The sequence below is a fragment of the Streptomyces pactum genome, assembly GCF_016031615.1.
Lineage (GTDB): Bacteria > Actinomycetota > Actinomycetes > Streptomycetales > Streptomycetaceae > Streptomyces > Streptomyces pactus.
This window is the reverse complement of record NZ_JACYXC010000001.1, coordinates 630,537-656,406: the sequence shown is the minus strand read 5'-3', so window position 1 is coordinate 656,406 and position 25,870 is coordinate 630,537. Positions and strand designations below refer to the sequence as shown.

At 75.5% G+C, this 25,870-nt stretch carries 21 protein-coding genes and 2 riboswitches; of the genes, 15 read left to right on the top strand and 6 right to left on the bottom strand.

Translation table 11 applies throughout. The features are described 5' to 3' along the window. The first annotated feature begins 34 nt into the window (after positions 1-34). From IHE55_RS02640 to IHE55_RS02605, 8 genes are all read left to right on the top strand, one after another. Positions 35-967 (top strand): DUF881 domain-containing protein, encoded by a 933-nt coding sequence (locus tag IHE55_RS02640; RefSeq protein ID WP_197987534.1) that lies wholly within the window; start codon positions 35-37, stop codon positions 965-967. Next, complete coding sequence (locus tag IHE55_RS02635; RefSeq protein ID WP_197987533.1) at positions 964-1,296, top strand: small basic family protein; 333 nt, start codon at positions 964-966, stop codon at positions 1,294-1,296. The genes IHE55_RS02640 and IHE55_RS02635 overlap by 4 nt, the downstream gene beginning before the upstream one ends. A gap of 578 nt (positions 1,297-1,874) precedes the next feature. After that, the gene (locus IHE55_RS02630; protein WP_197987532.1) at positions 1,875-2,753 is read left to right on the top strand and encodes a DUF881 domain-containing protein; all 879 of its coding nucleotides are present in this window, start codon (positions 1,875-1,877) and stop codon (positions 2,751-2,753) included. 61 nt (positions 2,754-2,814) lie between these two features. After that, positions 2,815-3,690 (top strand): double zinc ribbon and FHA domain-containing protein, encoded by an 876-nt coding sequence (locus IHE55_RS02625; protein WP_197991743.1) that lies wholly within the window; start codon positions 2,815-2,817, stop codon positions 3,688-3,690. 20 nt (positions 3,691-3,710) lie between these two features. Continuing rightward, positions 3,711-4,457 (top strand): transcriptional regulator FtsR, encoded by a 747-nt coding sequence (ftsR, locus tag IHE55_RS02620; RefSeq protein WP_197987531.1) that lies wholly within the window; start codon positions 3,711-3,713, stop codon positions 4,455-4,457. Positions 4,458-4,510: 53 nt separating this feature from the next. After that, entirely contained in the window at positions 4,511-4,984 is a 474-nt protein-coding gene (locus IHE55_RS02615; RefSeq protein WP_197987530.1) for a bifunctional nuclease family protein, read from the top strand. Between the two features lie 429 nt (positions 4,985-5,413). Then, the gene (locus tag IHE55_RS02610; protein ID WP_197987529.1) at positions 5,414-6,031 is read left to right on the top strand and encodes a MerR family transcriptional regulator; all 618 of its coding nucleotides are present in this window, start codon (positions 5,414-5,416) and stop codon (positions 6,029-6,031) included. A gap of 145 nt (positions 6,032-6,176) precedes the next feature. Beyond that, on the top strand, positions 6,177-7,736 hold the full coding sequence (locus tag IHE55_RS02605; RefSeq protein WP_197987528.1) for a DNA polymerase IV: 1,560 nt from the start codon (positions 6,177-6,179) through the stop codon (positions 7,734-7,736). A gap of 667 nt (positions 7,737-8,403) precedes the next feature. Here IHE55_RS02605 and IHE55_RS02600 read toward each other — a convergent pair. Continuing rightward, a complete protein-coding gene (locus IHE55_RS02600; protein ID WP_307826483.1) occupies positions 8,404-8,721 on the bottom strand; it encodes a PRC-barrel domain-containing protein in 318 nt (105 codons plus the stop codon). A gap of 156 nt (positions 8,722-8,877) precedes the next feature. After that, a riboswitch (glycine riboswitch) is annotated at positions 8,878-9,011 on the top strand. A gap of 1 nt (position 9,012) precedes the next feature. Continuing rightward, positions 9,013-9,129, top strand: a riboswitch (glycine riboswitch). A 65-nt stretch (positions 9,130-9,194) separates the two neighbouring features. Here IHE55_RS02600 and gcvP point away from each other — a divergent pair. Beyond that, entirely contained in the window at positions 9,195-12,089 is a 2,895-nt protein-coding gene (gene gcvP, locus IHE55_RS02595; RefSeq protein WP_197987526.1) for an aminomethyl-transferring glycine dehydrogenase, read from the top strand. Positions 12,090-12,342: 253 nt separating this feature from the next. Here gcvP and IHE55_RS02590 read toward each other — a convergent pair whose 3' ends face one another. Together IHE55_RS02590 and IHE55_RS02585 are read right to left on the bottom strand one after the other, a co-directional pair. Next, positions 12,343-12,549 (bottom strand): DUF5999 family protein, encoded by a 207-nt coding sequence (locus tag IHE55_RS02590; protein WP_197987525.1) that lies wholly within the window; start codon positions 12,547-12,549, stop codon positions 12,343-12,345. A gap of 373 nt (positions 12,550-12,922) precedes the next feature. Next, on the bottom strand, positions 12,923-13,522 hold the full coding sequence (locus IHE55_RS02585; RefSeq protein WP_197987524.1) for a hypothetical protein: 600 nt from the start codon (positions 13,520-13,522) through the stop codon (positions 12,923-12,925). A 483-nt stretch (positions 13,523-14,005) separates the two neighbouring features. On the opposite strand from IHE55_RS02585, the gene IHE55_RS02580 reads away from it, so the two are divergent. Beyond that, the gene (locus IHE55_RS02580; RefSeq protein WP_197987523.1) at positions 14,006-15,508 is read left to right on the top strand and encodes a glutamate-cysteine ligase family protein; all 1,503 of its coding nucleotides are present in this window, start codon (positions 14,006-14,008) and stop codon (positions 15,506-15,508) included. Between the two features lie 451 nt (positions 15,509-15,959). Continuing rightward, on the top strand, positions 15,960-16,763 hold the full coding sequence (locus IHE55_RS02575; protein WP_197991742.1) for a CPBP family intramembrane glutamic endopeptidase: 804 nt from the start codon (positions 15,960-15,962) through the stop codon (positions 16,761-16,763). Positions 16,764-17,100: 337 nt separating this feature from the next. Here the strand turns inward: IHE55_RS02575 and IHE55_RS02570 are convergent, their stop codons facing one another. Continuing rightward, complete coding sequence (locus IHE55_RS02570) at positions 17,101-17,916, bottom strand: PhzF family phenazine biosynthesis protein (RefSeq protein ID WP_197987522.1); 816 nt, start codon at positions 17,914-17,916, stop codon at positions 17,101-17,103. A 440-nt stretch (positions 17,917-18,356) separates the two neighbouring features. Between IHE55_RS02570 and IHE55_RS02565 the strand changes: the two genes are divergently transcribed. Both IHE55_RS02565 and IHE55_RS02560 read left to right on the top strand, forming a co-directional pair. Continuing rightward, entirely contained in the window at positions 18,357-19,385 is a 1,029-nt protein-coding gene (locus IHE55_RS02565) for an EamA family transporter (RefSeq protein ID WP_197987521.1), read from the top strand. Positions 19,386-19,744: 359 nt separating this feature from the next. Further along, complete coding sequence (locus IHE55_RS02560; RefSeq protein ID WP_197987520.1) at positions 19,745-20,791, top strand: DMT family transporter; 1,047 nt, start codon at positions 19,745-19,747, stop codon at positions 20,789-20,791. Positions 20,792-21,423: 632 nt separating this feature from the next. On the opposite strand, the gene IHE55_RS02555 is transcribed toward IHE55_RS02560, so the two are convergent. Then, complete coding sequence (locus tag IHE55_RS02555) at positions 21,424-22,089, bottom strand: pyridoxamine 5'-phosphate oxidase family protein (RefSeq protein WP_197987519.1); 666 nt, start codon at positions 22,087-22,089, stop codon at positions 21,424-21,426. A gap of 35 nt (positions 22,090-22,124) precedes the next feature. On the opposite strand from IHE55_RS02555, the gene IHE55_RS02550 reads away from it, so the two are divergent. Beyond that, a complete protein-coding gene (locus IHE55_RS02550) occupies positions 22,125-23,456 on the top strand; it encodes an aminotransferase class I/II-fold pyridoxal phosphate-dependent enzyme (RefSeq protein ID WP_197987518.1) in 1,332 nt (443 codons plus the stop codon). Positions 23,457-23,714: 258 nt separating this feature from the next. On the opposite strand, the gene IHE55_RS02545 is transcribed toward IHE55_RS02550, so the two are convergent. Next, complete coding sequence (locus IHE55_RS02545; RefSeq protein ID WP_372442746.1) at positions 23,715-24,548, bottom strand: DMT family transporter; 834 nt, start codon at positions 24,546-24,548, stop codon at positions 23,715-23,717. A 249-nt stretch (positions 24,549-24,797) separates the two neighbouring features. Between IHE55_RS02545 and IHE55_RS02540 the strand changes: the two genes are divergently transcribed. Further along, the gene (locus IHE55_RS02540; RefSeq protein ID WP_197987517.1) at positions 24,798-25,700 is read left to right on the top strand and encodes a LysR family transcriptional regulator; all 903 of its coding nucleotides are present in this window, start codon (positions 24,798-24,800) and stop codon (positions 25,698-25,700) included. Positions 25,701-25,870 lie beyond the last annotated feature (170 nt).

Here is a 25,870-nt window from a genome sequence, read left to right as displayed (position 1 = left end):
GTGACGGCGCCCCCGACATGCGACGATGTGCGGCATGCCGCAGCAGCCCCCCGTTCGGAGCACCGCACCGCCACCCGGGCGCCCCCGTCCCGACGCCTCCATGTCGCTGCTGACCAATGTGATGGACCACAGCCTCGACGACGGGTACGCCGAGGCGGCGGCGCGGCGCGGCACCGCCGGCCGGCAGGGGCTGCCGCGCACCCTGCGCGCCAAGCTCGGTCTCGCCCTCGGCCTGGTCCTGGCCGCCGGCGTGGTGACCATCGGCGCGGTGGAGGCCCGGATATCGGCCCCCACGGTCGCCAAGGAGCGCGAGAAACTCATCGACCGGGTCGAGTCGGACTCCGCGGAGGCCGACGACCTGGAGGACAGCGTGGACGCGCTGCGCGAGCAGGTCGGCGACATGCAGCAGCGTGCGCTGAAGGAATACGGTGGTGAGCGGGCCGAACTGGTGGCGCTGCTCGCGGGCGCCACCGAGGTCACCGGACCCGGTGTGGAGTTGGTCGTCGACGACGCGGACCAGGCGGAGTCCGAGGGCGGCGGCCCCCGGGAGGGCGCCGGATTCTCCGACACCGGCCGGGTCCGGGACCGGGACATGCAACGCGTCGTCAACGGGCTGTGGGAGTCGGGCGCGGAGGCGATCTCGGTCAACGGCCAGCGGCTGACCGCGCTGTCGGCGATCCGGGCGGCCGGTGACGCCATACTGGTGGACAACAAACCGCTGGTGCCGCCCTATACGGTGTCTGCGGTGGGGGACGGGGACCGGCTCGCCAGGGCCTTCCGGGACAGCGCCGACGGCCAGTACCTGAAGGTGTTGCAGGACAACTACGGCATCCGGGCCCGGATTTCCGTCAAGGACCAACTCAAGCTGCCGGTCGCGCCGAGTCTCCTCGTACGCACCGCAGAGCCGATCGACGGTGCCGCGGACGACAGCGGCTCCGACACAGGGAAGGGCACAGGCACATCGTGATCGCCGTATTGGGCCTCATCGTGGGAGTGGTGGTCGGACTGGTCGTCCGCCCCGTGGTGCCGACGGAGATCGAGCCCTACCTGCCGATCGCCGTGGTCGCGGCGCTGGACGCGGTGTTCGGCGGTCTGCGGGCGATGCTCGACGGCATCTTCGACGACAAGGTCTTCGTGGTGTCCTTCCTGTCCAACGTGGTGGTGGCCGCCCTGATCGTCTTCCTCGGTGACAAGCTCGGCGTCGGCGCCCAGCTGTCCACCGGCGTCGTGGTGGTGCTCGGCATCCGGATCTTCTCCAACGCCGCGGCCATCCGCCGGCACGTCTTCCGGGCGTGAGGCCGATGAGCGACGACGAGACCCCCGAGCGGGACGACCGGCGGGAGCAGGACCAGGCCCCCGGGCGCGACGATCAGCCGGGCGACCGGCGGGAGCAGCGCCAGAAGCCCGGGCGCGACGAGCGGCAGGACGAGCAGCGGGGCACCGGCGGCGCCGGGGAGCCCGCCGGGCCCCGGGAGCGGCCCGGCGACCGGCCTGAGGCAGGCCCCGGCGACCGGCCCGCCGGCCCTGAGCGGCGGCCGGCCGGACCCCGGCGGGCGCCCGGGCCGGCGCAGCCGCCGCGGCGACCGGATTCCGCGCAGCCGCCCGGGCCCCCGCAGCGACCCCTGCCTCCGCGGCCGGCGGAGCGGGGCGGGCCCCGGCGGACGCCCGGGCCCGCGCAGGGGGCCGAGCCCCCACGGGCACCCGGGCAGCAGCAGCCGCGGCCGCCGGCCGGACCCCGGCAGACGCCCGGACCCGAACGGCCCCCGGCGCCGCCGCAGGGAGCCGGGCCCCGGCGGGAGCCCGGGCCGCCGCCGTCCCCGCAGGGAGCCGGGTCCGCGCGGACGCCCGGGCCGCAGCAGCCCCCGCGGGCCCCGGTGCGCCCGCAGCCGCCGCGGCCCGCGGCCGCACCGGGGCCCGGGGACGCGTCCGCGGGTCCGCGACGGCCCGCGGAGCCCCCGGCGCCGTCCGGCGGCCCGTCGGACTCCCGCGGTGATCACCCCGGGAGTCCGGGCCGGGACGACGGCACGGAGCCGGTGAGCGGGCGCCGGCGGCTCATCGACGCGCTGTGGCCGCCGCGTCTGACGCGGGCCCAACTCATCGTGGCGCTGCTGCTGTTCGTGCTCGGCCTGGGGCTGGCCATTCAGGTACGGTCCACCAACGAGAACAGCGTGCTCCGCGGGGCCCGGCAGGAGGACCTGGTCCGCATTCTCGACGAACTGGACAACCGCACCCAGCGGCTGGCGGACGAGAAGCAGCGCCTGGAGACCCAGCGCAACGAGCTGGAGAACAGTTCGGACCAGGCCGAGGAGGCCCGTCGGCAGACGCTCCAGCGGGAGCGCCAGCTGGGCATCCTCGCCGGGACCGTCGCGGCCGAGGGGCCCGGGATCGAGGTCACGATCCGGGACTCGGGCGGCGCGGTCCGCGCCGACATGCTGCTGGACGCCATCCAGGAGCTGCGGGCCGCCGGTGCCGAGGCGATCCAGGTGAACGACGTGCGGGTCGTCGCGGACACGTACTTCACGGACGCCGACGACGGCGTCCGGATCGACGGACGGAAGGTCACGCAGCCCTTCGTGTTCAAGGTGATCGGTAAACCGGAAGACCTGGAGCCGGCCCTGAACATCCCGGGCGGCGTGGTGCAGACTCTGAAGAAAGAGCAGGCCACAGTGGACATCCAGCGCTCGGAGAAGATCGTCGTGGACGCCTTGCGGCCGATGGAGCGGCCTGACTACGCTCGGTCGTCATCGCGGTGAGGCGGGGAGGAATGACGCGATCTTGGGCAGGGCATGAGGTTGTGGGGGGTCGGAGCACCAGATCGGTGGTGCGTGGTGGAAACTGTCTGACGGTCACGGACGTTGTGAGGGTGTCCGGCTCGACCGGTGTGTGTATTCAGGGTTACGAGGGTTTGTCCTGCCCCACGGGCGGGTCTGTTTCGGTCAAGGGGAATCGCCCGTGAAGTTGTTCGGGAAGTTGTTCGGCAAGAGCGCACGTCGTGACGGCGGCAGCGGCACCGGTCGCTACCGCGCTCCGGAGACGGCCGACGGTGGCGCGGGGGAGGGGCAGCGCCCGCTCTTCCGCGACCAGGTGCACGGTGGCGCGCCGTCCGCCGGTGCCGGCCGCATAGGTTTCCAGGAGTCCGCCGGCGGCGTCGGCACGGCTCCCTGCGTCCGTTGCGGCCACCAGAACGCGGAGACCAGCCGGTTCTGCTCCAACTGCGGCACGCCGCTGCGCAGCGGGGTCCACGCCGAGCGCGCCTCGGAGACGACCTCCACCATCTCCATCTCCGGCCTGGAGGCGTACGACTCCGAGGTCACCGGCCAGACGCCGCTGCCGTCGCTCTCGCCCGAGGCGCAGGCCGCGGTGGAGGCGCTGCCGCCCGGCTCGGCCCTGCTGGTGGTGCGGCGCGGGCCGAACTCCGGCAGCCGTTTCCTGCTCGACAGCGAGCTGACCACGGCAGGTCGCCACCCGCAGAGCGACATCTTCCTGGACGATGTCACCGTCTCGCGGCGGCACGTCGAGTTCCGGCGCGGCCCCGACGGACGGTTCACCGTCGCGGACGTCGGCAGCCTCAACGGGACGTACGTCAACCGGGAGGCGATCGACGCCGCACCGCTGAACAACGGTGACGAGGTCCAGATCGGGAAGTACCGGATGGTCTTCTACGCCAGCCAGCGAGGCGTCGGTATCTGACCCCCTGAGCGGAAGGCTCCATGCTCCACACACCGTCGGGCGGCGCCGGTTCCGGCGCCGCCTCGGGCCGCCGCCCGATGAGCATCGGCACGGTGCTCAACCTGCTGCGCGACGAGTTCCCCGAGGTCACCATCTCCAAGATCCGCTTCCTGGAGGCGGAGGGCCTGGTGGAGCCGGAGCGGACGCCTTCGGGGTACCGCAAGTTCCGTGAGCAGGACGTGGAGCGCCTCGCCCACGTCCTGCGCATGCAGCGCGATCACTATCTGCCACTGAAGGTCATCCGGGAGCACCTGGACGCCCTGGAACGTGGCGAGCCGGTGCAGCCGCCCACGCCCGGGGCGGCACCCGCCGTCCGCGAGCTGTCCGACGGCGCCGAGATCGACCTCCAGCGCCCCGCCGCGGCCCGGCTGGGGCGCGACGAGTTCATGGCGGCGGCCGAGGTCGGCGAGGAGGAACTCGCCGAGTGGGAGTCGTACGGGCTGCTGGGGCCCGGCCGGGACGGCCGCTACGAGGCCGAGGCGGTGCCGCTGGCGCGGATCATCTCCGACCTGGGCAGGTTCGGCCTGCAGTCGCGCCACCTGCGGGCCGTGAAGGCGTCCGCGGAGCGTGAGGCCGGGCTGGTCGAACAGGTGGTCGCACCACTGCGCCGGCACCGGAATCCGCAGACCAGGACCCATGCGGAGGCCACCGCCCGGGAGATCGCCACGCTCACCGTGCGGCTCCACGCGGCCCTGCTGGAATCGGCCCTCCGGTCCCGTCCGGACTGACCGAACGCGGGCCCGACTATCCAAACCGGCCGCGCACGTCCTAGGGTTGCTGTGTGAACGAGCTCGACGTGGTGGGTGTCCGGGTGGAAATGCCGTCCAACCAGCCGATCGTGCTCCTGCGTGAAGTGGGAGGCGACCGGTACCTCCCGATCTGGATCGGGCCGGGCGAGGCGACCGCGATCGCCTTCGCCCAGCAGGGCATGACCCCCGCACGCCCCTTGACGCACGATCTTTTCAAGGACGTGCTCGAAGCGGTGGGCCAGCAGCTCACCGAGGTCCGCATCACGGACCTGCGCGAGGGTGTCTTCTACGCGGAGCTGGTCTTCGCCAGCGGCGTGGAGGTCAGTGCCAGGCCCTCCGATGCCATAGCGCTGGCGCTGCGCACCGGCACGCCGATCTACGGCAGTGACGGGGTGCTCGACGACGCGGGCATCGCGATCCCGGACGAGCAGGAGGACGAGGTGGAGAAGTTCCGCGAGTTCCTCGACCAGATCTCGCCCGAGGACTTCGGGACCAGCAGCCAGTGAGCCGGGCGTACGGCGGTGGCGCGGTGTGCGCCGCCTCCGGGGCCTGCCCGGCGCGCTGACCCGGGCGGACGGTGTCCGGCCGGGTACCGCCGGGGCGGCGCCGTCCGCGGACGCCCGGCCCGGACCTGTGTGACGGCGGTTCCCGGCGTTCCCGCCGTTCGCGCCGAGCACCGGTGCAGCGTTTCCCCGGGCCGGCGGGCCCCGCGAGCGGCGCTGAGGAGAGGCGGAGCGGCGGAACGGCCGGCGCGACGCGCCCGAAGGCCGTATTCGGACCCCTGTCCGAGCGTATTCGAGTAGCCTTTCCCGCGGCGGAGTCACGGGAAACCACCCTCAGGGTGATTATCACTCGGCGTGCCGAGTGTGGCGATCGTTGACGCACCCCGGGTGACTGCCTACCGTCGAGAAGGCAGGTCAAGGACGGAGGTCGGCGTGAGAAGCACCGGCGACGGCACGGCGGCCGGCGGTCCGTATCCGCTCCAGGGGGGAGCCCCGGCCGAACCGGCTCCCAGGCATCGGGTCACGGCACAGGCCGGGCCCCGGCACGAGAGCGTGTCCGAGGTGATCGGTTACCGCGGCCCCACGGCGTGCGCGGCGGCGGGCATCACCTACCGCCAGCTGGACTACTGGGCGCGCACCGGACTGGTGGAGCCCAGCGTGCGGCCGGCGTACGGTTCGGGCACCCAGCGGCTGTACAGCTTCCGGGACGTCGTCGTCCTCAAGATCGTCAAGCGTCTGCTGGACACCGGGGTGTCGCTGCAGAACATCCGCACCGCGGTACGGCACCTGCGCACCCGCGGCATGGACGACCTGACCCGGATGACGCTGATGAGCGACGGTGCCTCGGTGTACGAGTGCACCTCCCCCGACGAGGTGGTGGAACTGCTCCAGGGCGGCCAGGGGGTCTTCGGCATCGCGGTCGGCGTGGTGTGGCGGGACGTGGAGGCCGGGCTGGCGCAGCTGCACGGCGAGCGCGTGGACACCGGTGAGACGCTGATCGGCCACAACCCGGCCGACGAGCTGGCCCGGCGGCGCAACCGGGCCGGCTGAGCCGGCCCGCACTGGCCACCCGCCTGGCCCGCCCCCGCGTCCCCTCGCCGGCCGCGCTCCGCGCAGGCCACGGGCACGCAGGAACCGCCGGTCCTCGCACACCCGTGCGGTTCGGATGTCAGTGGCATGCGGGAACATCGGAGCTGTGCGAGGCGCGCCGACCATCCTCCATCTGGACATGGACGCCTTCTTCGCGGCGGCGGAGCAGGCGGCCAAGCCGAGCCTGCGCGGCAAGGCGGTGATCGTCGGCGGGCTGGGGCCGCGCGGGGTGGTCGCCACCGCCTCCTACGAGGCGCGGGTCTTCGGGGTGCGCTCGGCGATGGCCATGGCCCAGGCCCGCCGGCTCTGCCCGAACGCCGCCTACCTCAGTCCCCGCTTCTCGCTCTACCGGCAGGTCAGCGAGTGCGTCATGGAGCTGCTGGGGGCGTTGTCGCCGCTGGTGGAGCCGCTCAGCCTGGACGAGGCCTTCGTGGACCTGGAGGCCGGGGGCGTGGCCGAGGACACCGCAGGCGCCCGTGCGGTGGGGGAGCGGCTGCGGGCCGACATCCTCCGGGCGACCGGGCTCACCGCCTCGGTCGGTCTGGCCGGCTCCAAGATGCTCGCCAAGATCGCCTCGGAGCGGGCCAAGCCGGACGGACTGGTGGTCATCGAACCCGGCACCGAGCGGGAGCTGCTCGGCCCGCTGACCGTACGCACCCTGCCCGGCGTCGGCCCGGCGACCGCCGAGACGCTGCGCCGGGCGGGTATCCACACGGTGGCGGAGACCCGGGAGGCGGGGGAGGCGGAGCTGGTGAGGCTGCTCGGCCGGGCGCACGGGACCCAGCTGTACGCGATGGCCAACGGCCGCGACGACCGGCCGGTGGTCGCCGAGCGGGAGTCGAAGTCGGTGTCGGTGGAGGACACCTTCGACGAGGACGTCACCGACCGCACCCGGGTGCAGCTGGAGATCGCCCGGCTCGCCGAGCGGTGCGTGGCGCGGCTGCGCGGCGCCGGCCGGTCCGGACGGACGGTGGTGATCAAGGTGCGCCGCTACGACTTCTCCACCCTCACCCGGTCGGAGACCCTGCGCGGGCCCACCGACGACGTGGCGGTGGTGCAGGAGGCCGCGGCCCGGCTGATCGAGCAGGTGGACACCACCGAGGGCGTGCGGCTGCTGGGGGTCGGCGTCACCGGGCTCGCGGACTACACCCAGGAGGACCTGTTCGCCCAGGCCGCGCACGCCGCGCAGGCCGCCGCACCGGCCGGCCCGGACGCGGGTACGGTGCCCGCCGCGTCCGGGCCGGCCGGTGCGGCGGCCCCCGGCGCCGGGGAGGCGTACGGGACGGGACCGGCGCCCCCCGGAGCCGCCCCGCAGGCCGTGCGGGCCCCGGGGAGCCCCGCTGCCGCCCCCGTGGCGGTGCCCGCGGCACCGGTACCGGGAGCGCCGCCCCAGGGCCCGCTCGCGGCCGTGCAGCCGTTCCGGGACGAGACCGGCACCGGGCCGTCACGGCGCTGGTTGCCCGGCACCGACGTGCGGCACGCCGAGTACGGCGCCGGCTGGGTCCAGGGCAGCGGGGTCGGCCGGGTCACCGTGCGGTTCGAGGGTCCCTGGTCGGCTCCGGGGCGGGTGCGGACGTTCGCCGTGGACGACCCGGAGCTCAGCCCGGCCGACCCGCCCTCGATCCTCGCCCGGGACCGGACCGCCGACCGGCCGGCCGGCGACTGAGGGGGCCGGCCGGGACCGAGCGGGCAGGCCGCCGCGGTCCGGTGTGTTCCCGCGGCGGCCGCCGGGTCGCGGGGCGTGCCGCGCCACCGGTGACGTCCGTCCGGACACCTGGCGCGCCCCAGAGCGCGTCAGGTGCCCGGGGCTCCTTCCGATGGCCTCGCCCGCGTACTCCGCGGCCACCGGGCCGTGCCGAGGGCCGGGGCGGGTGACCATCGGCCCGCCCGCCCGCCCGCCCGCCTGCCGTCCGGCGCGCGGGGCCGGCGAGGGCCGCGACCGCCGCACCGGGCGGCCCGGCGAGGGGAAGCGTGCGGGCGCGGGCCCGGCGGCCACCGGGCGCGTCCGCGTGCGGGCGCACGGCGGCCCGGGCGGGGCTGGACGCGCGCGGGTGCACCGGGGCGCCCGCGCGCGGGTGCCACCGCCGCGGCGTACGCCCCGGTACCGCGCCGGGGCACGGACGGCGGCGGGCGATGGACGACGGCGGGGGCCGGCGGCGACGTGACCGCGCCGCGGCGCTCCGCGCGGGCCCGGACACGTACGGCCGGGGCCGCCCGGTGCCCGTACGGCGACCGGCCGTGCGCGCCCGCCGGCGCCCGCTCCCCGCGCGGTGGAGGCGGCCCCGGCCACTCTCCCGCTCACCGTCCCGCCGCGCGCGTGCGCCCGGGGCGTCTCAGCCGCTCACGTCCAGCCCGTAGTGGTGGTAGAGCTGCAGCTCCTGTTCGGGGGAGAGGTGGCGGCCGACGCCGAAGTCCGGGGCGTTCTTGACCAGCGCGCGCTCGTAGGGCACCCGGAGGGTGTCGTCCACCACCTCGCTGGGGCGCAGCGGGACGAAGACGTCCCGGGTGAACAGCCCGGTGCGCACCGCCGCCCACTCCGGTTCCCCCGTGGCGTCGTCGAGGTACACCTCGTCCACCGTGCCGAGCCGGGCGCCGCTCCGGTCGAAGACCTTGCGCCCGATCAGCCGGCGCGGATCGATGTCGGCCTGCACGGTTCCTCCCGCTGACGAAAACTGTTCTCCGGTAGATCGTTTCCCGTGACACCTACAAAACGCCACATCGCGGCGGAGGGCCACTTGAGAGGGGGTGCCGGGGGCTCCCGCCAGGGTTTCCGGCGGCATCGGCGCTGGTAGGCTGGCCGTGGCTGCAGACCCCGTGCGGGAGAGTCCCCCGGCGAGACCACCGCCGCCACCGGAATTCCGGTGACGGGTGGGCGAGCCGGAGGCGCCGAAGGAGCAAATCCTCCCCGGAATCTCTCAGGCACACGTACCGTGCGGGCGAGGTCACTCTGGAAAGCAGGGTGGGCCACCGGCGAGCGCGTGCTCCGGAAACCCCTCCTCACCGACGGTGAAAACCGGCCCCGGCCGGTGAAGCTCTCAGGTTGAGATGACAGAGGGGGAGGCCGTCCGGGCACCCGCGCCGCGGTGCCCCTCGCAGGTCGTACAGACCAGGAGGCCTCACGCAGATGACCGCCAACCGCATCTCCCTCGCAGCGCTGGAGCGCGGCACCCCGTTCGCCCGGCGCCACATCGGCCCCGACGACGAGGCGCAGGCGAAGATGCTCGCGCAGGTGGGCTTCGGCTCCCTCGACGAGCTGACCCAGGTCGCCGTCCCCGACGTGATCAAGAACACCGAGGCGCTGCGGCTGCCCGAGGCCCGCACCGAGGCCGAGGTGCTCGCCGAGCTGCGCGGCCTGGCCGACCGCAACCAGGTGTTCTCCTCCATGATCGGCCTGGGCTACCACGGCACCCACACCCCGCCGGTGATCCTCCGCAACGTCATGGAGAACCCGGCCTGGTACACCGCGTACACGCCCTACCAGCCGGAGATCTCCCAGGGCCGGCTGGAGGCGCTGCTGAACTTCCAGACCGTGGTCGCCGACCTCACCGGGCTGCCCACCTCGGGCGCCTCGCTGCTGGACGAGGGCACCGCCGCCGCCGAGGCGATGGCGCTCTCCCGCCGGGTGGGCAAGGTCAAGGACGGCGTGTTCCTGGTGGACGCCGACTGCCTGCCGCAGACCATCGCGGTCATCCGGACCCGGGCCGAACCCACCGGGGTCGAGGTGGTGGTCGCGGACCTGACCGACGGCATCCCGGCGGAGGTGGCCGAGCGCGGCGTGTTCGGCGTGCTGCTCCAGTACCCGGGCGCCTCCGGCGCGGTCCGCGACCCGCGGGCGCTGATCGAGCGGGCGCACGAGCTGGGCGCGGTGGTCACGGTCGCCGCCGACCTGCTGGCGCTCACCCTGCTGACCCCGCCCGGTGAGCTGGGTGCCGACATCGCGGTCGGCTCCTCCCAGCGGTTCGGTGTGCCGATGGGCTTCGGCGGCCCGCACGCCGGCTTCATGGCGGTGCGCGAGGCGTACGCGCGGAACCTGCCGGGCCGGCTCGTCGGCGTCTCCGTGGACGCCGACGGCGACAAGGCGTACCGGCTGGCGCTGCAGACCCGGGAACAGCACATCCGCCGGGAGAAGGCCACCAGCAACATCTGCACCGCGCAGGTGCTGCTGGCGGTGATGGCCGGCATGTACGCGGTCTACCACGGCCCCGAGGGCCTGGCCGAGATCGCCCGCCGCACCCACCGCTACGCCGCGGTGCTGGCCGCCGGGCTGCGCGCCGGCGGGGTCGAGGTGGTCCACGACGCGTTCTTCGACACCGTCACCGCCCGGGTGCCGGGCCGGGCCGCCGAGGTGGTGGCCGCCGCCCGTGAGCGCGGGGTCAACCTGCGGCTGACCGACGCCGACCACGTCGGCGTCTCCTGCGACGAGACCACCGGCCGGGCCGAACTCGCCGCGGTCTGGGCGGCGTTCGGGGTGGCCGACGGGCTGCCGGGCGTGGACGAGCTGGACTCGGCCACCGACGACGCGCTGCCGTCCGGCCTGCTGCGCACCGGCACGTACCTGACCCACCCGGTCTTCCACCAGCACCGCTCGGAGACCGCGATGCTGCGCTACCTGCGCCGGCTCGCGGACCGCGACTACGCGCTGGACCGGGGCATGATCCCGCTGGGCTCGTGCACCATGAAGCTCAACGCGACCACCGAGATGGAGCCGGTCACCTGGCCGGAGTTCGGCGGGCTGCACCCGTTCGCGCCGGCCGAGCAGGCCGAGGGGTACCTCACCCTGATCCGGGAGCTGTCCGAGCGGCTGGCCGAGGTCACCGGCTACGACACGGTCTCGCTGCAGCCCAACGCCGGTTCCCAGGGCGAGCTGGCCGGTCTGCTGGCGGTCCGCGCGTACCACCGGGCCAACGGCGACGAGCAGCGCACCGTGTGTCTCATCCCGTCCTCCGCGCACGGCACCAACGCCGCCAGCGCCGTGATGGCCGGGATGAAGGTCGTGGTCGTGAAGACCGGCGAGGACGGCGAGGTGGACACCGCCGACCTGCACGCCAAGATCGACAAGCACCGTGACGAACTCGCCGTGCTGATGGTCACCTACCCCTCCACGCACGGCGTGTTCGAGGAGCACATCAGCGAGATCTGCGCGGCCGTGCACGAGGCCGGCGGCCAGGTGTACGTGGACGGCGCCAACCTCAACGCGCTGGTCGGCCTCGCCGGGCCGGGCAAGTTCGGCGGCGACGTGTCGCACCTGAACCTGCACAAGACGTTCTGCATCCCGCACGGCGGCGGTGGCCCGGGCGTCGGCCCGGTCGCGGTCCGCGCGCACCTCGCGCCGTACCTGCCCAACCACCCGCTGCAGCCCGCCGCGGGCCCGGAGACCGGCGTCGGCCCGGTCTCGGCCGCCCCCTGGGGCTCGGCCGGCATCCTGCCGATCTCCTGGGCGTACGTGCGACTGATGGGCGCCGAGGGGCTCAAGCGGGCCACCCAGGTGGCGGTGCTCAGCGCCAACTACATCGCCAAGCGGCTGGAGCCGCACTACCCGGTGCTCTACACCGGCCCCGGCGGCCTGGTGGCGCACGAGTGCATCATCGACCTGCGGCCGCTCACCAAGGCCACCGGTGTCACCGTGGACGACGTGGCCAAGCGCCTGATCGACTACGGCTTCCACGCGCCGACGATGTCGTTCCCGGTCGCCGGGACGCTGATGATCGAGCCCACCGAGAGCGAGGACCTGGCCGAGCTGGACCGGTTCTGCGACACCATGATCGCCATCCGCCAGGAGATCGAGAAGGTCGGCTCGGGGGAGTGGGACCCGGCCGACAACCCGCTGCGGAACGCGCCGCACACCGCGGCCTCGGTGACCGGTGCCTGGGACCACGGGTACAGCCGTGAGGTGGCGGCCTTCCCCGCCGGGGTGCGCGCCGCGGACAAGTACTGGCCGCCGGTGCGCCGGATCGACGGCGCCTTCGGCGACCGCAACCTGGTGTGCTCCTGCCCGCCGCTGGAGGACTACGAGGGCTGACGCCCCCGTCCCGGGGCGCGGTGGCCCGCCCGCCGCGCCCCGGGACGGCAGTGAGGCCGGTCCGGCGTCCGCCGGACCGGCCTTCGTGTTCAGGGGCACCACCCGCCGGCGGTGCCCCTTCCGTTACGCCCTGCCGTGTGCCGTGTGCCGTGTGCCGTGTGCCGTGTGCCGTGGTTCGTCGCCGTGCGGGTGCGGACGGCCGTCCGGTGCGCCGCGCGGCCAAGCCCCCGGCCGGCGGCCCCCGCGCGGCCGGTCAGGCCGCGGTGACGACCTGGCCGGCGCCCAGCGGACGGTGCGGGGCGATCACCCGGCCGTCCGGCAGCAGTTCACCGGTGTCCTCGAAGAGCAGGACACCGTTGCACAGCAGGCTCCAGCCCTGCTCCGGGTAGGTGGCCACGACGTGGGCGGCCTCCCGGTCGGCGGAGTGGGCCGGCGGGCAGGGCGGCTGGTGCTGGCACATGGACGCTTTCTTCCCTTGTGGTGCGGTGACGGTCCTGAGGCTGGATGTGGCCTTCATGGTCCCCCCGTGCTCCGTTGACGATCGGCGTGTCGGTCCCAGTGTTGCCCTGCGGCCGTACTTCCGCAGGGATTTCGCGGCAGCACTCCTCACCGGGGAAGGACGCGTCACCCGTGCGGGCGGTTCAGCCGAACCGCACCGCCCCTTCGGATGGTTCTGCATGGCCCGGGTGGACTAGCTCGTCCGGAGGGGGCGTACGCGGGCGTGGCGGCGCCCCGCGCCCGGGTGCCGGGGCGCGGGCGCGGGGAACCGGACCGGCCGCGCGGACACCGCCGGCCGGGGGACGTCGGGGCGGGGCGCGTGCCGGTCCGGTGGGTCAGGCCGGCGAACCCAGCAGCGGGCCAGGGAGTTGCCGCGGCGCCGTCCGGACGCCGATGACCGGCAGCAGGTCGGCGGCCCGGTAGGGACGGTACGCGGCGATGCCGGGCGGCGCGGGCGCCAGCGGCACCAGCGGGTCGCCGGGGGCGGGGGAGCCGGCGGCCGGGTCCGCGGCGGTGTCGCCGTGCAGCCACAGGGTCAGCATGTACAGCTCGGGCACCGACAGCAGCCGGGGCTGGTAGGCGGTGGGCAGCGACTCCGCCTGGGCCAGCGCCTGCTCGGTGGACTTCACGTACGGACCCTCGCTGAACCGGGAGAACGCCCAGCCGTCCGCGGTGACGACGGCCTCGGCCACCGCGACGGACCGGCCGCCGCAGCGGATCAGGAACCGCCAGCCGGCCAGCCGGGTGAGCGGCGGGCCGCCGGGACGGCCGTCGCCGGCCAGGACGTGGAGCGGGAGTGGCGCTTCGGCGGTGAACGGCCCCGGCAGCACGCGGAGCGCGGGGGTCCGGTCCTCGCGCACGGCGGTGGGGGAGCCCAGAGCGGTGAGGACGCTGCGCAGCGCGGGCGCGGGAGCCGGGGGAACGAGCAGCGGCATGGTGGGTCGCCTCTCACTTGGAGACACGGTGGTGCGGTGCGGGCCGGGCAAGGACGGCACCGACGGGAGGTGAAGGTCAGAGGTGGGCCGGGCGATCCCGGGTGACGACTCTCTGCCTCTGCCGCGAGTTTATACGACACATGTTCCCATGGGCTTTCCGCTATCCCAGGGCGAGTTTACCCACAAGGGTTTTTCCGGACTTACCGCCGGCGGGGATTCGGTCAAATCTGCGGCTTATGCCGGGAGGCGACCTCATCTTCTTGCGCGGATATGGTAGGCCGATTCCGGTCGGTGATTTCCGCGGGCACATATACGGCTTTCCGGGGCAATGCGGAGGGGGTCGCCGTCCTGCGGGCCGCATCACTGTGCAGAGCCTACCGGGCGAGCCTGGCGTGTGGGGCGTTATCGATCACATCGGCTGGGCATCATCGACCGAGACTCCCCGGCCGGACCGCGGCCGGTGACTTCGAGGAGGGCGCGTCGATGGGCGAGAAGGTCGTGGCCGGCGAGTTCGACCTGTCCGACCGGCAGCGGCAGCGACGCCGGCTCCGCGAGTGCCTGGACGGCCTCTCACGCCTCCTGGACGAGCAGCGCTTCGACCGTCCCAGGAATCTCATGGGGCTGGAGATCGAGTTGAATCTGGCAAGTCCCGATGGCATGCCGAGAATGATGAACGCGCAAGTTCTCGAACGGATCGCCAGCCCGGATTTCCAGACCGAACTCGGGCAGTTCAATCTTGAAGTCAACATTGTGCCGCACCGGCTGCACGGCCGGGTTCTGGACCAGCTCGCGGAGGAACTGCGCACCGGTTTGGCATATGCGGACCGCAAGGCCCGCGAGGAATCCTCGCAGATCGTGATGATCGGCATTCTGCCCACCCTGGACGCCGATGCCCTCGGCTCCGCCCACCTGTCCGGGGACGCCCGCTACAGCCGGCTCAACGAGGAGATGCTCGCCGCCCGCGGCGAGGACTTCCGGATCGACGTCGCGGGCGTGGAGCACTTCGCGTGCGCCACCCCCTCCATCGCCCTGGAGGCCGCCTGTACCTCGGTACAGCTCCACCTGCAGGTGACGCCGGGGCGGTTCGCCGCGGTCTGGAACGCCGCCGAGGCGGTGACCGCGGCGCAGATCGCGGTCGGCGCCAACTCGCCCTTCCTCTTCGGCCACGAGGTGTGGCGGGAGTCCCGCGTCCCGCTCTTCCTGCAGTCCATCGACGTACGCCAGCCGGAGCTGGCCGCCCAGGGCGTGAGGCCGCGGACCTGGTTCGGCGAACGCTGGATCAGCGACCCCAGGGAGCTGTTCGAGGAGAACCTGCGCTACTTCCCGCCGCTGCTCTCCTCCGGCCGGGACGAGGAGCCGCTGCGCGTCCTCGACGAGGGCGGGGTGCCGGACCTGCACGAACTGGTGCTCCACAACGGCACCGTCTACCGCTGGAACCGCCCGGTCTACGCCGTCTCCGACGGCGTGCCGCACCTGCGGGTGGAGAACCGGGTGCTGCCCGCCGGGCCCACGGTCGCCGACGTCGTCGCCAACGCGGCGTTCTACTACGGGGTGGTGCGGGCCCTCGCCGACGAGCCGCGCCCGATCTGGACCCGGCTGCCGTTCGGCGCCGCCGCGGCCAACTTCGACGCGGCCTGCCGGCACGGCATCGACGCGGTGCTCCAGTGGCCGCGCCCCGGCCGCTCCCCCTCCCTCGCCAGCGTCCCGGCCACCCGCCTGGTGCTGGACGAGCTGCTGCCGCTGGCCGCGGCGGGACTGGACGCCTGGGGCGTGGAGCCCGCCGACCGCGACCGCTACCTCGGCGTGATCGAGGAGCGCTGCCGCAAGCGGACGAACGGCGCCTCCTGGCAGGTCAAGACGTACCACCGGGCCCGCGCCGCCGGAATGGACCGGCAGGCCGCGCTCGCCGCCACCACCCGCCGCTACTGCGCCCTGATGCGGACCGGGGAGCCGGTGCACACCTGGCCGGTCACCGTGCCGGACTGACGCCGGACCGGCGCCGGATCGACACCGGCCCGGCGCGGACGGCCGGCGCCACGCCGCACCGGCCGCCGGCTCGCCCCGCCCGGTGCCGTCCCCGCACGGGCCCGGACTCCTACTCCTACGCTCCGTGGGGCGGAGCCGCTCGGCCCGCGGGGCGGGTGCCGGGGCGCCGCGCCGCACCGGCCAGCCCAGCGGCCGCCGTGCCGTACCTCCGGCGGGCCCCGGCCCCGGCAGCAGGCTCCCGGCCACTCCTCCAGGCACCGCCCCCGGGCCCGCAGGCTCACGGTCCCGGCTCCAGGCACCGACCCGTCGGGCCCCCGCGCCCGTGGAACCGCCGGTCCGCCCCCTTCCTTCGTGCCGCGCCGGGGCGTGCGGCAAGCTAGGACCTCCCCTGGGGAGACCCCGGACGAGCCGGTCCGGCGGAGGAGGCGGTGTGAACGTGGCGGAGGCGGGAGTGCAGGCACAGGCGCGGGACGCGGCGGATGCGGTGCCGGCGGAGGACGGCCGGCTCCGGCGGCTGCTCCGCAGCGAACTGCTGCTGGTGCTGGCGCTCTCGCTGGGCGCCAGCGCGGTGGGCGCGCTCATCAGCTTCCTCGGGTCGGTCACCGAGCCGGGCGGGCTGGCCGACCAGGCGGCCACGCTGAACTCCTCCGACGCCCCCGGCCGCCCCTGGCTGGACCTGGCCTGGCAGCTGTTCGGCATCACCACGGCCCTGGTGCCGGTGGCGCTGGTGGCACACCTGCTGCTGCGGGAGGGCGCCGGCCTGCCGGTGATCGGCTTCGACCTGCGCCGGCCCCGGTTCGACCTCGCCTGGGGCGCGGTGGTCGCCGCGTGCATCGGCGGCACCGGGCTGCTGCTCTACCTCGGGGCGCGCGCGGCCGGGGCGAACCTGACCGTGGTCCCGGAGAACCTCCCCGACGTCTGGTGGAAGATCCCGGTGCTGGTGGCCTCCGCGGTGCAGAACTCCGTCCTGGAGGAGGTCATCGTCGTCGGCTACCTGCTGCGCCGGCTCGGGCAACTGGGCTGGACCCCGGCGGCGGCGCTGGCCGCGAGCGCGGTGCTGCGCGGCTCGTACCACCTCTACCAGGGCATCGGCGGCTTCTTCGGCAACATGGCGATGGGCGTGGTGTTCGTGCTGCTGTACCGGCGCTGGGGCCGGGTGGGCCCGCTGGTCGCCGCGCACGCCCTCATCGACATCGTGGCCTTCGTCGGGTACGCGCTGCTGGAGGGTCGGGTGGACTGGCTGCCCACCGCCTGACCGGGGCGGACGGCACCGGTGGTCGGCTTCAGGTGTCCTCCGGCCGGGCCGCCCGAACCGCCGGCTCCACCTCGTCCGGCCGCCGTGCCGGAACCGCCGCGATCCCGTCCGGTTCCCTGGCTCGTCCTCGTCCCCCTCGGCTGTCCCCGTCGTGACGCCTGTGCGGTCCTTCCGGGCCCGGGGACCGGCGGGGCCGTCCGACCGCGCCGGACCCCGGGCCCGGCCCGCGTCGGCCCGCGGCCGTCGTGCCCCGCGTCGACTCGCGGCCGTCGCGCCCCGGGCCCGGCCCGCGGCCGTCGTGCCGGGTCGGGCCCGCGGCCGTGGTGTCCCGGGCGGCTCAGGCCAGCAGCTCGCCGTCGATGACGGTCACCGCCGAGCCGGTGAGCCGGGTGCGCCCGCCGTGCAGCGCGGTCCGCACCAGGCCGGGGCGCGCCGAGGCCTGGAGCCCGGTCAGCTCCTGCCGGCCCAGCCGGGCGGCCCAGAACGGGGCCAGCGCGGTGTGCGCGCTCCCGGTCACCGGGTCCTCGTCGATGCCCACGGCGGGACCGAAGAAGCGGGAGACGAACGCGTAGCCGCAGTCCGGGTCCGCGGCGCCGGCGGTGACGATGACCCCCCGGTTCTCCAGCCGGGCCAGCGCGGTCAGGTCCGGCCGCAGTGAGCGGACGGTGGCCTCGTCGGCGACCTCGACCAGCAGGTCCCCGACGTCCGGGCCGGTGTCGTGCGCGCTCAGCACCGGGGCGCCCAGGGCGCCGGCGAGCCAGCCGGGCGGCCGGGCCGGGGTGAGCGGGGCGGTGGGAAAGTCCAGCGTGATGGCCCCGTCCTCCTCCGGGGTGGCGGTCAGCACACCGCTGCGGGTGCGGAACCGGAGGGTGTCGCGCACCCCCTCGGCGGTGTGCAGCACATGGGCGGTGGCGAGCGTGGCGTGGCCGCACATGGCCACCTCGGTGGCCGGGGTCAGCCAGCGCAGCGCCCAGTCGGCCGGGCCGCCGCCCGGCAGCCGGTGGGCGAACGCCGTCTCGGAGAGGTTCACCTCGGCGGCGACCCGCTGGAGCCAGCGGTCCTCGGGGAAGGCGTCCCCGTCCAGCAGGACGACACCGGCCGGGTTCCCGCCGAACGGCCGGTCGGTGAAGGCGTCGACGATACGGATGCGCATGCCGGGACGGTAGCGGGCGGCGCCGCGCCGCCGGTACGGCCAATCGGCGACCGGTGGCCCGCCGCCGCGCCCGGCCCCCGGCCCGGGTGCGGCTCGCACGCGGCCGGGCGGACGACCGCGAGGACGGGCGGCCACCGGCGCCACGGGAGGGGCGCGGCGGGGAGAAGGTGGGCGGGTGGCCGGGAGACGGCCTGCACGGCGGGGTTGCCGGTCGGCGCGGGGAGGGTCCTTCGTACGGCCGGGCCGCCGCACGGGACCGCCCCCGGCCGGCCGGTGCCGCCCCGAGGCCCGGTTGGTGCCGGTCGGTGCCCACCGGCGTGACCGGGGCGGATGGCGGCGCACAAGGGCCGGCCGGGGTGGCCGGTACGCGCCCGGGGACCGACCGCTGCGCCAGCAGTCAACGAAGTGACGGTCCTGACGGGAGCTGGCATGATGTGCCGATGCAAGCGTCTGAGGGGAGGAGTGCCGGCCTGGGGCTCGCCCTGGCGTCGGCACTCGCGTTCGGTGGTTCGGGTGTCGCGGCCAAGCCGTTGATCGAGGCGGGGCTGGAACCGCTCCATGTGACCTGGCTGCGGGCCGCGTTCGCCGCCGTCGTCATGCTGCCCGTGGCCTGGCGGCACCGCGCGCTGGTGCGCCGCCGCCCCGCGCTGCTCGCCGGGTTCGGGCTGCTCGCCGTGGCGGGCGTCCAGGCGTGTTACTTCGCCGCCATCTCCCGGATCCCGGTCGGCGTCGCGCTGCTGGTGGAGTACCTGGCCCCGGCGCTGGTGCTGGCCTGGGTGCGGTTCGTCCAGCGCCGCCGGGTCAGCCGGGCCGCCGCGGTCGGCGTGGTGCTGGCGGCCGGCGGACTCGCCTGCGTGGTGGAGGTCTGGTCCGGGCTCGGCTTCGACGCGCTGGGACTGGCGCTCGCCCTCGGCGCGGCCTGCTGCCAGGTCGGTTACTTCGTCCTCTCCGACCACGGTGGCGACGGTGAGAACGCCGCCGACCCGCTGGGTGTGATCGCGTACGGGCTGCTGATCGGCGCGATCGCACTGACCGCGGTGGCCCGGCCCTGGAACCTCGACTGGTCGGTGCTGGCGGGCCGCGCCGAACTCGACACGGTCCGCGTACCGGCCGTGCTGCTGCTGGCCTGGCTGGTGCTGGTCGCCACCGTGGTGGCCTATCTGACCGGGGTCCTGTCGGTGCGCCGGCTCTCGCCCCCGGTGGCCGGCGTGGTCGCGTGCCTGGAGGCGGTCGTGGCCACCGTCCTGGCCTGGGTGCTGCTGGGCGAGCACCTGGGCGCGGTGCAGGTGGTCGGCGGCGCCCTGGTGCTGGCCGGCGCGTTCATCGCACAGACCTCGACCCCCACGGCCGGTGACGGCACCCCGGTGACCGGGTCGGTGGCGGAGGCGGCCGGCGTGGACCGGGCCGCCGGCGGGGACGGCGAGCCGGAGGAGACGGCGGCCCCGTCCCGCCCGGCGACCCACCGCTAGCCGGTGGCCGGGGCCGGCCCTGCCGGTTCGCCGGGTCCGGTTCGCCGGGCCCGGGCCGGCGGCGGACGGGCCGGTGCGGGAAGCCGGCACGGAAGGGGCGGTCCGGGTCCGGGGCGCCCCGGACCGGTGGGGGCCGGCGCGACGCGACCTTGTAGGGTGGCGCCGTGCCGACGACCATGACCGTTCTCCCGCCTCCCGCCGCCTGACGCGGGCAGCGACCGCCCCGGGACACCACCGGGGCGCGCGACGCGCGACGCGGCCGGTGTCCGGCCGTCCGACGGCCGGGTGACCCGGCCGTCCCCGTGCTGCCCGCACACGGATGACACCTGCTTTCCTCGTCCTCCGCGGGAGAACCCTTCGTGCACACCTCACCTTCCCCTGCCCTGCCCGTGGGCAGAGGCCTGTTCTACGTCACCGTGGCCGCCGTCGCCTGGGGCACCGCCGGTGCCGCCGCGGCCCTGCTCTACCGGGGCAGCGGCCTCGGCCCGCTGGCGCTCACCTTCTGGCGCACCCTGGGCGGGCTGCTCCTGCTGCTCGCCGCCCGGCCGCTGCGCGGCCGCCGCACCCCCGGGCCGCGCCGCCGGCCCGCCGAGCCGCGCCGCCGCCGGATGGAGCGGGTGGTGGTCACCGGCGCGGGCCTGACCGTCTTCCAGACCGCCTACTTCGGCGCGGTCCAGCACACCGGGCTCGCGGTGGGCACCGTGGTCACCCTCGGCGCCGCCCCGGTCATGGTGGCGCTCGGCGGCCGGCTGCTGCTGGGCGAACGGCTCGGTGCCGGCGGAACCTTCGCGGTGGCGGGCGCGCTGGCCGGACTGATGGTCCTGGTCCTGGGCAGCGGCGGAACCGGCACGGTCCGGACGGCCGGGGTGCTGCTCGCCCTGCTGTCCGCCGCGGGCTACTCCACGCTCACCGTCTACACCCGTCACCTGGGGGGCTCCGGCGGCCACGACCCGTACACCACCACCATGACGTCGTTCGCGGTGGGCGCGGTGTGCCTGCTGCCCTTCGCCGGCTGGGAGGGGCTGTGGCCGCACGGGGAGGAACTCGCCCGCACCCTGTGGCTGCTGGGCTACATGGCCGCGGTGCCCACGGCGCTCGCCTACGGGCTCTACTTCGCCGGGCTGGCGGCGGTACGCGGCACCACGGTGACGGTGATCACCCTCATCGAGCCGGTCACCGCCGCGGTGATCGCGGTGGCGCTGCTGGACGAACACCTCACCGGTGCCACCGTGCTGGGCACCGCGGTGCTGCTGTCGGCGGTGGCCGCCCTGGCGGTCGCCGAGACCCGCTCGGGCGCGGCGACCCGGCCGGGTGCGGAAGCGCGCGGAGCGGGGCCGGGCGCGGAGGCGCCGCCGGAAACCCGGCCGGGCGCGGAGGCTTCGCCGGGCGCCGCGCCCGCGGGCTGATCGTCCGGCGGCCACGGCGCGGCACCGGGCCCTCTGGCGCACCGGGCCGGCCGTCCGGGTGTGCCGGCGGCCGTCCAGGCGTGCCGGCGGGCGGCCGGGTACGGCCCGCCCGTGCCGGTGCGGCGGGCCGGCCCGGCCCGGCCCGCCGTGGTGGTGCGCCCGGCGGGTCGCGGTGAGACGCCCGGTCCCGGTACGCCCGGTGCGGTTGCGGTGCCCGGTACGGCCCCGCCGCCCGCCCGTTCCGCGTGGAGTGGCTGCCCTGGCGCCCGGCCCGCCGTGGTGGTGCGCCCGTGCCGTCCGTCCGTGCGGCCAACGGGCCGCGTCTCCCTGGGGAGCGCCCGGCGGGGGTCCGTCCGGTCGGCCCGTCCGGTCGGCCCGTCCGTGCCGTCAGGGGGGCGTTCCCTTCCCGGGGGCGCCCGGTCGGTCCGTCCGGCCGGGGCGTCGGACACCGTTGCGCGGCGGGGCGGGCCGTCGGACACCAGGGGTGACGGGGGTTCCGGCCGGTGCGGACGCCACCGGGGCGGGCGTCACGCGCGGGGCCACCGGGAGCACCGGCCGGGCGGAACCCGGCCCGCCGGAAGATCCGGCGAGGGGGGAGCACCGGCCGGGGCCGTCTCCGGGCGTTCCGTACCTCAGCGGGCGGAGAGGTACTCCGGGACCGGGATGCCGGGGGCGAGGTCGTCGGCGGGCTCCGGGGCCCCGTAGGTCCGGGCCACCGGCAGCACTCCGCTCCAGTACGGCAGCGCCAGGTCCTCCGGGTCGTCGTTGGGCCCGCCGGTGCGGATCTTCGCCGAGACCTCCTCCAGGTCCAGCCGGATGACGGCGGTGGCAGCCAGCTCCTTGGCGCTGGCGGGGCGGGAGTCGGCCGAGCGGCCGGGCACCACGTGGTCCACCAGGGCGTCCAGGGCGGCCCGGCACTCGGCCTCGTCGGTCACCTGCCGGGCGGTGCCGTGCACCACCACCGAGCGGTAGTTGATCGAGTGGTGGAAGGCGGAGCGGGCGAGCACCAGGCCGTCCACGTGGGTGACGGTCACGCAGACCGGCAGCCCCGGGTCGTCGCCGGCCGCGCGCAGCGGACGGGAGCCGGTCGAGCCGTGCAGATAGAGCCGCTCCCCGACCCGCCCGTAGAGGGTGGGCAGCACCACCGGGGCGCCGTCGCGCACGAAGCCGAGGTGGCAGACGTACTCGGCGTCGAGTATCGCGTGGACCAGTTCCCGGTCGTAGCGGGCGCGGTCCCGGGAGCGGGTGGGGACGGTGCGTCCGGTCGGCCGGTACTCGGTGCCGTCGGTCTCCGACATGGCGCCCTCCATTGCACTAGTGCATACTGTTGTTTGTGCTAGGAGAATATCGGATCGAAGGGCGGCGCGCAGCCGAGATCGCCGCCAGCGTGGAACGGGCGGTGGGCGCCGGTGACCTGCGGCCCGGCCAAGTGCTGCCGCCGATGCGCGAGTTGGCGGGGCAGCTGGGGGTGAATGCGAACACCGTCGCGTCCGCGTACCGGCTGCTGCGGGACCGCGGGGTGATCGAGACCGCCGGACGCCGGGGCAGCCGGGTCCGTCCCCGGCCCTCGACCACCTGGCGCGAGACGATCGGGGTGGAGGTGCCGGAGGGCGGCCGGGACCTGGCCACCGGCAACCCGGACCCGGCCCTGCTGCCCCCGCTCGCCGAGGCGCTCGCCGCCGCCGCGGCGGCGGGCCGGGACCACCCGGTCCTCTACGGCGCCCCCGAGATCTCCCCCGCCCTCGGCCGCCTGGCCCGGGACGGCTTCGACGCCGATGGCGTGCCGCCCGGCCCGGTCGCCGTCACCTCCGGTGCACTGGACGCCATCGAACGGGTGCTCGCCGCCCATCTGCGGCCCGGGGACGCGGTGGCGGTCGAGGACCCCGGCTGGGGCGGGCTGCTCGACCTGGTGCCGGCGCTGGGCCTGCGGCCGGTGCCGGTGGCGGTGGACGACGACGGTCCGCTGCCGGTCGCGGTCGCCGGTGCCCTCGCGGACGGGGCCCGGGCGCTGGTCGTCACCGCCCGGGCGCAGAACCCCACCGGCGCGGCGATCGGCGCCGGCCGGGCCGGGGAGCTGCGGCGGGTGCTCGCCGCCCACCCGGGTGTCCTGCTCGTCGAGGACGACCACGGCCACCACATCGTGGACCTGCCGCCGCACCCGCTCGGCGGCACCACCGAGCACTGGGTGCTGGTCCGCTCCGTGGCCAAGGCGTACGGCCCGGACCTGCGGCTGGCCGTGCTCACGGGGGACACCGTCACGGTGGACCGGGTACGGGGGAGGCAGCGGCTGGGGCCCGGCTGGGTGAGCCACCTCCTCCAGGACGCCGTCGCCCACCTGTGGCGTACCGGAGCGGTGGACCCGGCCGCGGTGGCCGCCTCGTACGGGCGGCGCCGCGAGGCCCTGGTGCGGGCGCTGTGCGAGCGGGGCGTGGCCGCGTGCGGCCGCAGCGGTATGAACGTCTGGGTGCCGGTGCCGGACGAGACCGGCGCGGTCACCCGGATGCTCGGCGCCGGCTGGGCAGTCGCCCCCGGCGCCCGCTTCCGGATGGACTCTCCCCCCGGGGTACGGGTGACCGTGTCCGCGCTGACCACGGAGGATATCGGGCCGGTCGCCGACGCGCTCGCCGCGGCCGCCGGGCCGGCGCCCGCCACCCGGCTGGGCTGAGCCGGCGCCGGCGCCCGCGGGCCCGGGCCCGCGGCCGGGTCCCCTGCCGCACCGCCGCACGGTCCGGTACGGCAGGGGACGCGATCCGGCCGGACGGCCCGGGCCGGCCCCGGGCGGTGCGGACGGCCGCCGGCGGTCGCGGACGGCACGCGCGGTCCGACGGCCGCAGGCGGCGCCGGGCGGTGCGGACGGCCGCCGGCGGTCGCGGACGGCACGCGCGGTCCGACGGCCGCAGGCGGCGCCGGCCGGTGGGGCGGGCTACGCGGGCTGCCGCCGCGTCCGCTTCCGGCGCGGCGGGCTCTGGGTGAGCGCCGCGCCCGCCAGCACCACCAGCGCGCCGACCGGGGTGTTCCAGCTCAGCCGCTCACCGAGGATGGCGACCCCCGCCGCGGTGGCGATCACCGGCACGAAGTAGGTGACCATCATCGCGGTGGTCGGCCCCACCTCGGCGACCAGCCCGTACTGCACCAGGAAGGCCACCCCGGTGCCGAGCGCGCCCAGCGCGATCACCGACAGCAGCGGCAGCACCGGCAGCGAGTCCGGGGCGGGGGCGAACACCGGTGTGACCACCGCGAGCTGGAGGGTGCCCAGCAGCAACTGCGCCCCGGACATGGACAGGTGGGAGTGGCCGGTGCCGGTCAGCGTGCGGCGTACGTACAGCCAGCCGACCGCGTAGCTGAACGAGGCGATCAGCGCCATGACGGTGCCCGCGGGGTCCTGCCCGGAGAAGCCCTGCCAGGCCCCCAGCACGATCAGCACCCCGATGAAGCCCAGTCCCAGCCCCGCCACCCGCTGCCGGTTCGGCCGGTCCTCGGAGACGGCCACCACCGCGAGCACCATGCCCCACAGTGGGGAGGTCGCGTTGCAGATCCCTGCCAGCGTCGAGGAGATGGTCAGCTCGGCATAGGCGAAGAGGGAGAACGGCAGGGCGTTGAGGAAGAACCCGGCCACCGCCAGGTGACCCCAGACCCGGCGTTCGCGCGGCAGCCGCTCCCGCCGGGCCAGCAGCACCCCGGCCAGCACCGCGGTGCCGAACACCATCCGGCCCAGGGTCACGTACAGCGGGGCGAACGCCTCGGTGCCGACCTTGATGAACAGGAAGCTGAAACCCCAGATGAGGGCCAGCGCGCCGAAGCGCAGCCGCCAGTCGAGCAGCGGCCGGACGGCGGTGTCACGGGGCCCGGGGGCACCACGGTCCGGCGGGGGGCGGGGGAGGCGGGGGAGCGGCGGAACCGGTGGGATCGGCGGCCCGGGCGGCAGAGGTCATGGACATCACCATGGCGGGGCGGATCTCGTAGGACAAGCGAAATTCCGTGCGGCATTTCGCGTAGCATTCCTTACATGTTGAACCTGGATCGCCTGCGCACCCTGCACGCCGTGGCCCGCCACGGCTCGGTGAGCGGTGCCGCGGACGGACTGCACGTCACCACCTCCGCCGTCTCCCAGCAGCTGTCGAAGCTCGAACGCGAGACCGGCCAGCAGCTGCTGGCCAAGAACGGGCGCGGGGTACGGCTCACCGACGCCGGACGCCTCCTCGCCGACCACGCCGCCCGCATCCTGTCGCAGGTCGAGCTCGCCCAGTCCGATCTGGAGGCACAGCGCGGACAGGCGGTCGGCGAGCTGCTGCTCGGCGCCTTCCCGACCGCCGCCCGGGGCCTGCTGCCGCAGGCCCTCACCACGCTCCGCGCCGAGCACCCGCAACTGCGCACCCGGCTGCTGGAGATGGAGCCGGACGCGTCGGTGCCGAGCGTGGTGCGCGGCGACATCGACCTCGCCGTGGTGCTCGACTGGTACAACAAGCCGCTGCCGATGCCCGGCGGCCTGGTCAAGGCCGCGCTGATGGACGACCCGGCGGACGTGGCGATCCCCGCCGACCACCCGCTCGCCGACCGGGACGAGGTGGATCTGGAGGACTTCGCCGCCGACGAGTGGATCTCCTGGCCCAACGGGTTCTGCTACGACTGGCTGATGTTCACCCTGCGCGGCAAGGGCATCGAGCCGCGCATCTCGCACACCGCCGAGGAGCACGCCACCCAGATGGCGCTGATCGCCGCCGGCCTCGGTGTCGCCGTCGCCCCCCGACTGGGCCGCGGACCCGTCCCCGACCAGGTGCGGGTGGTGCCGGTACGGCACAGCATGCGGCGCCATATTTATGCCATCTGGCGCGCCGACGCCGACCGCAGGCCCTCCATCCGGGCGGCGGTGGAGGCGCTGCGGGCGGCGGGCACCCCGCTCGGCGCCTGAGACCGCCGACGCCCGGGGCCACGGGCCGCCGGCCGCCCGTGGCCTCCCGGGCCCGCACGGTGCGCGGGCGCCCGTCGCCGCCGGGCGCCCGCACCGTGCCGGGGCCACCGGCCGCCCCGGCACACGCCGTGCGGTCACCTCCGCCGGCTGGGCCCCGCACCGGGGGATCG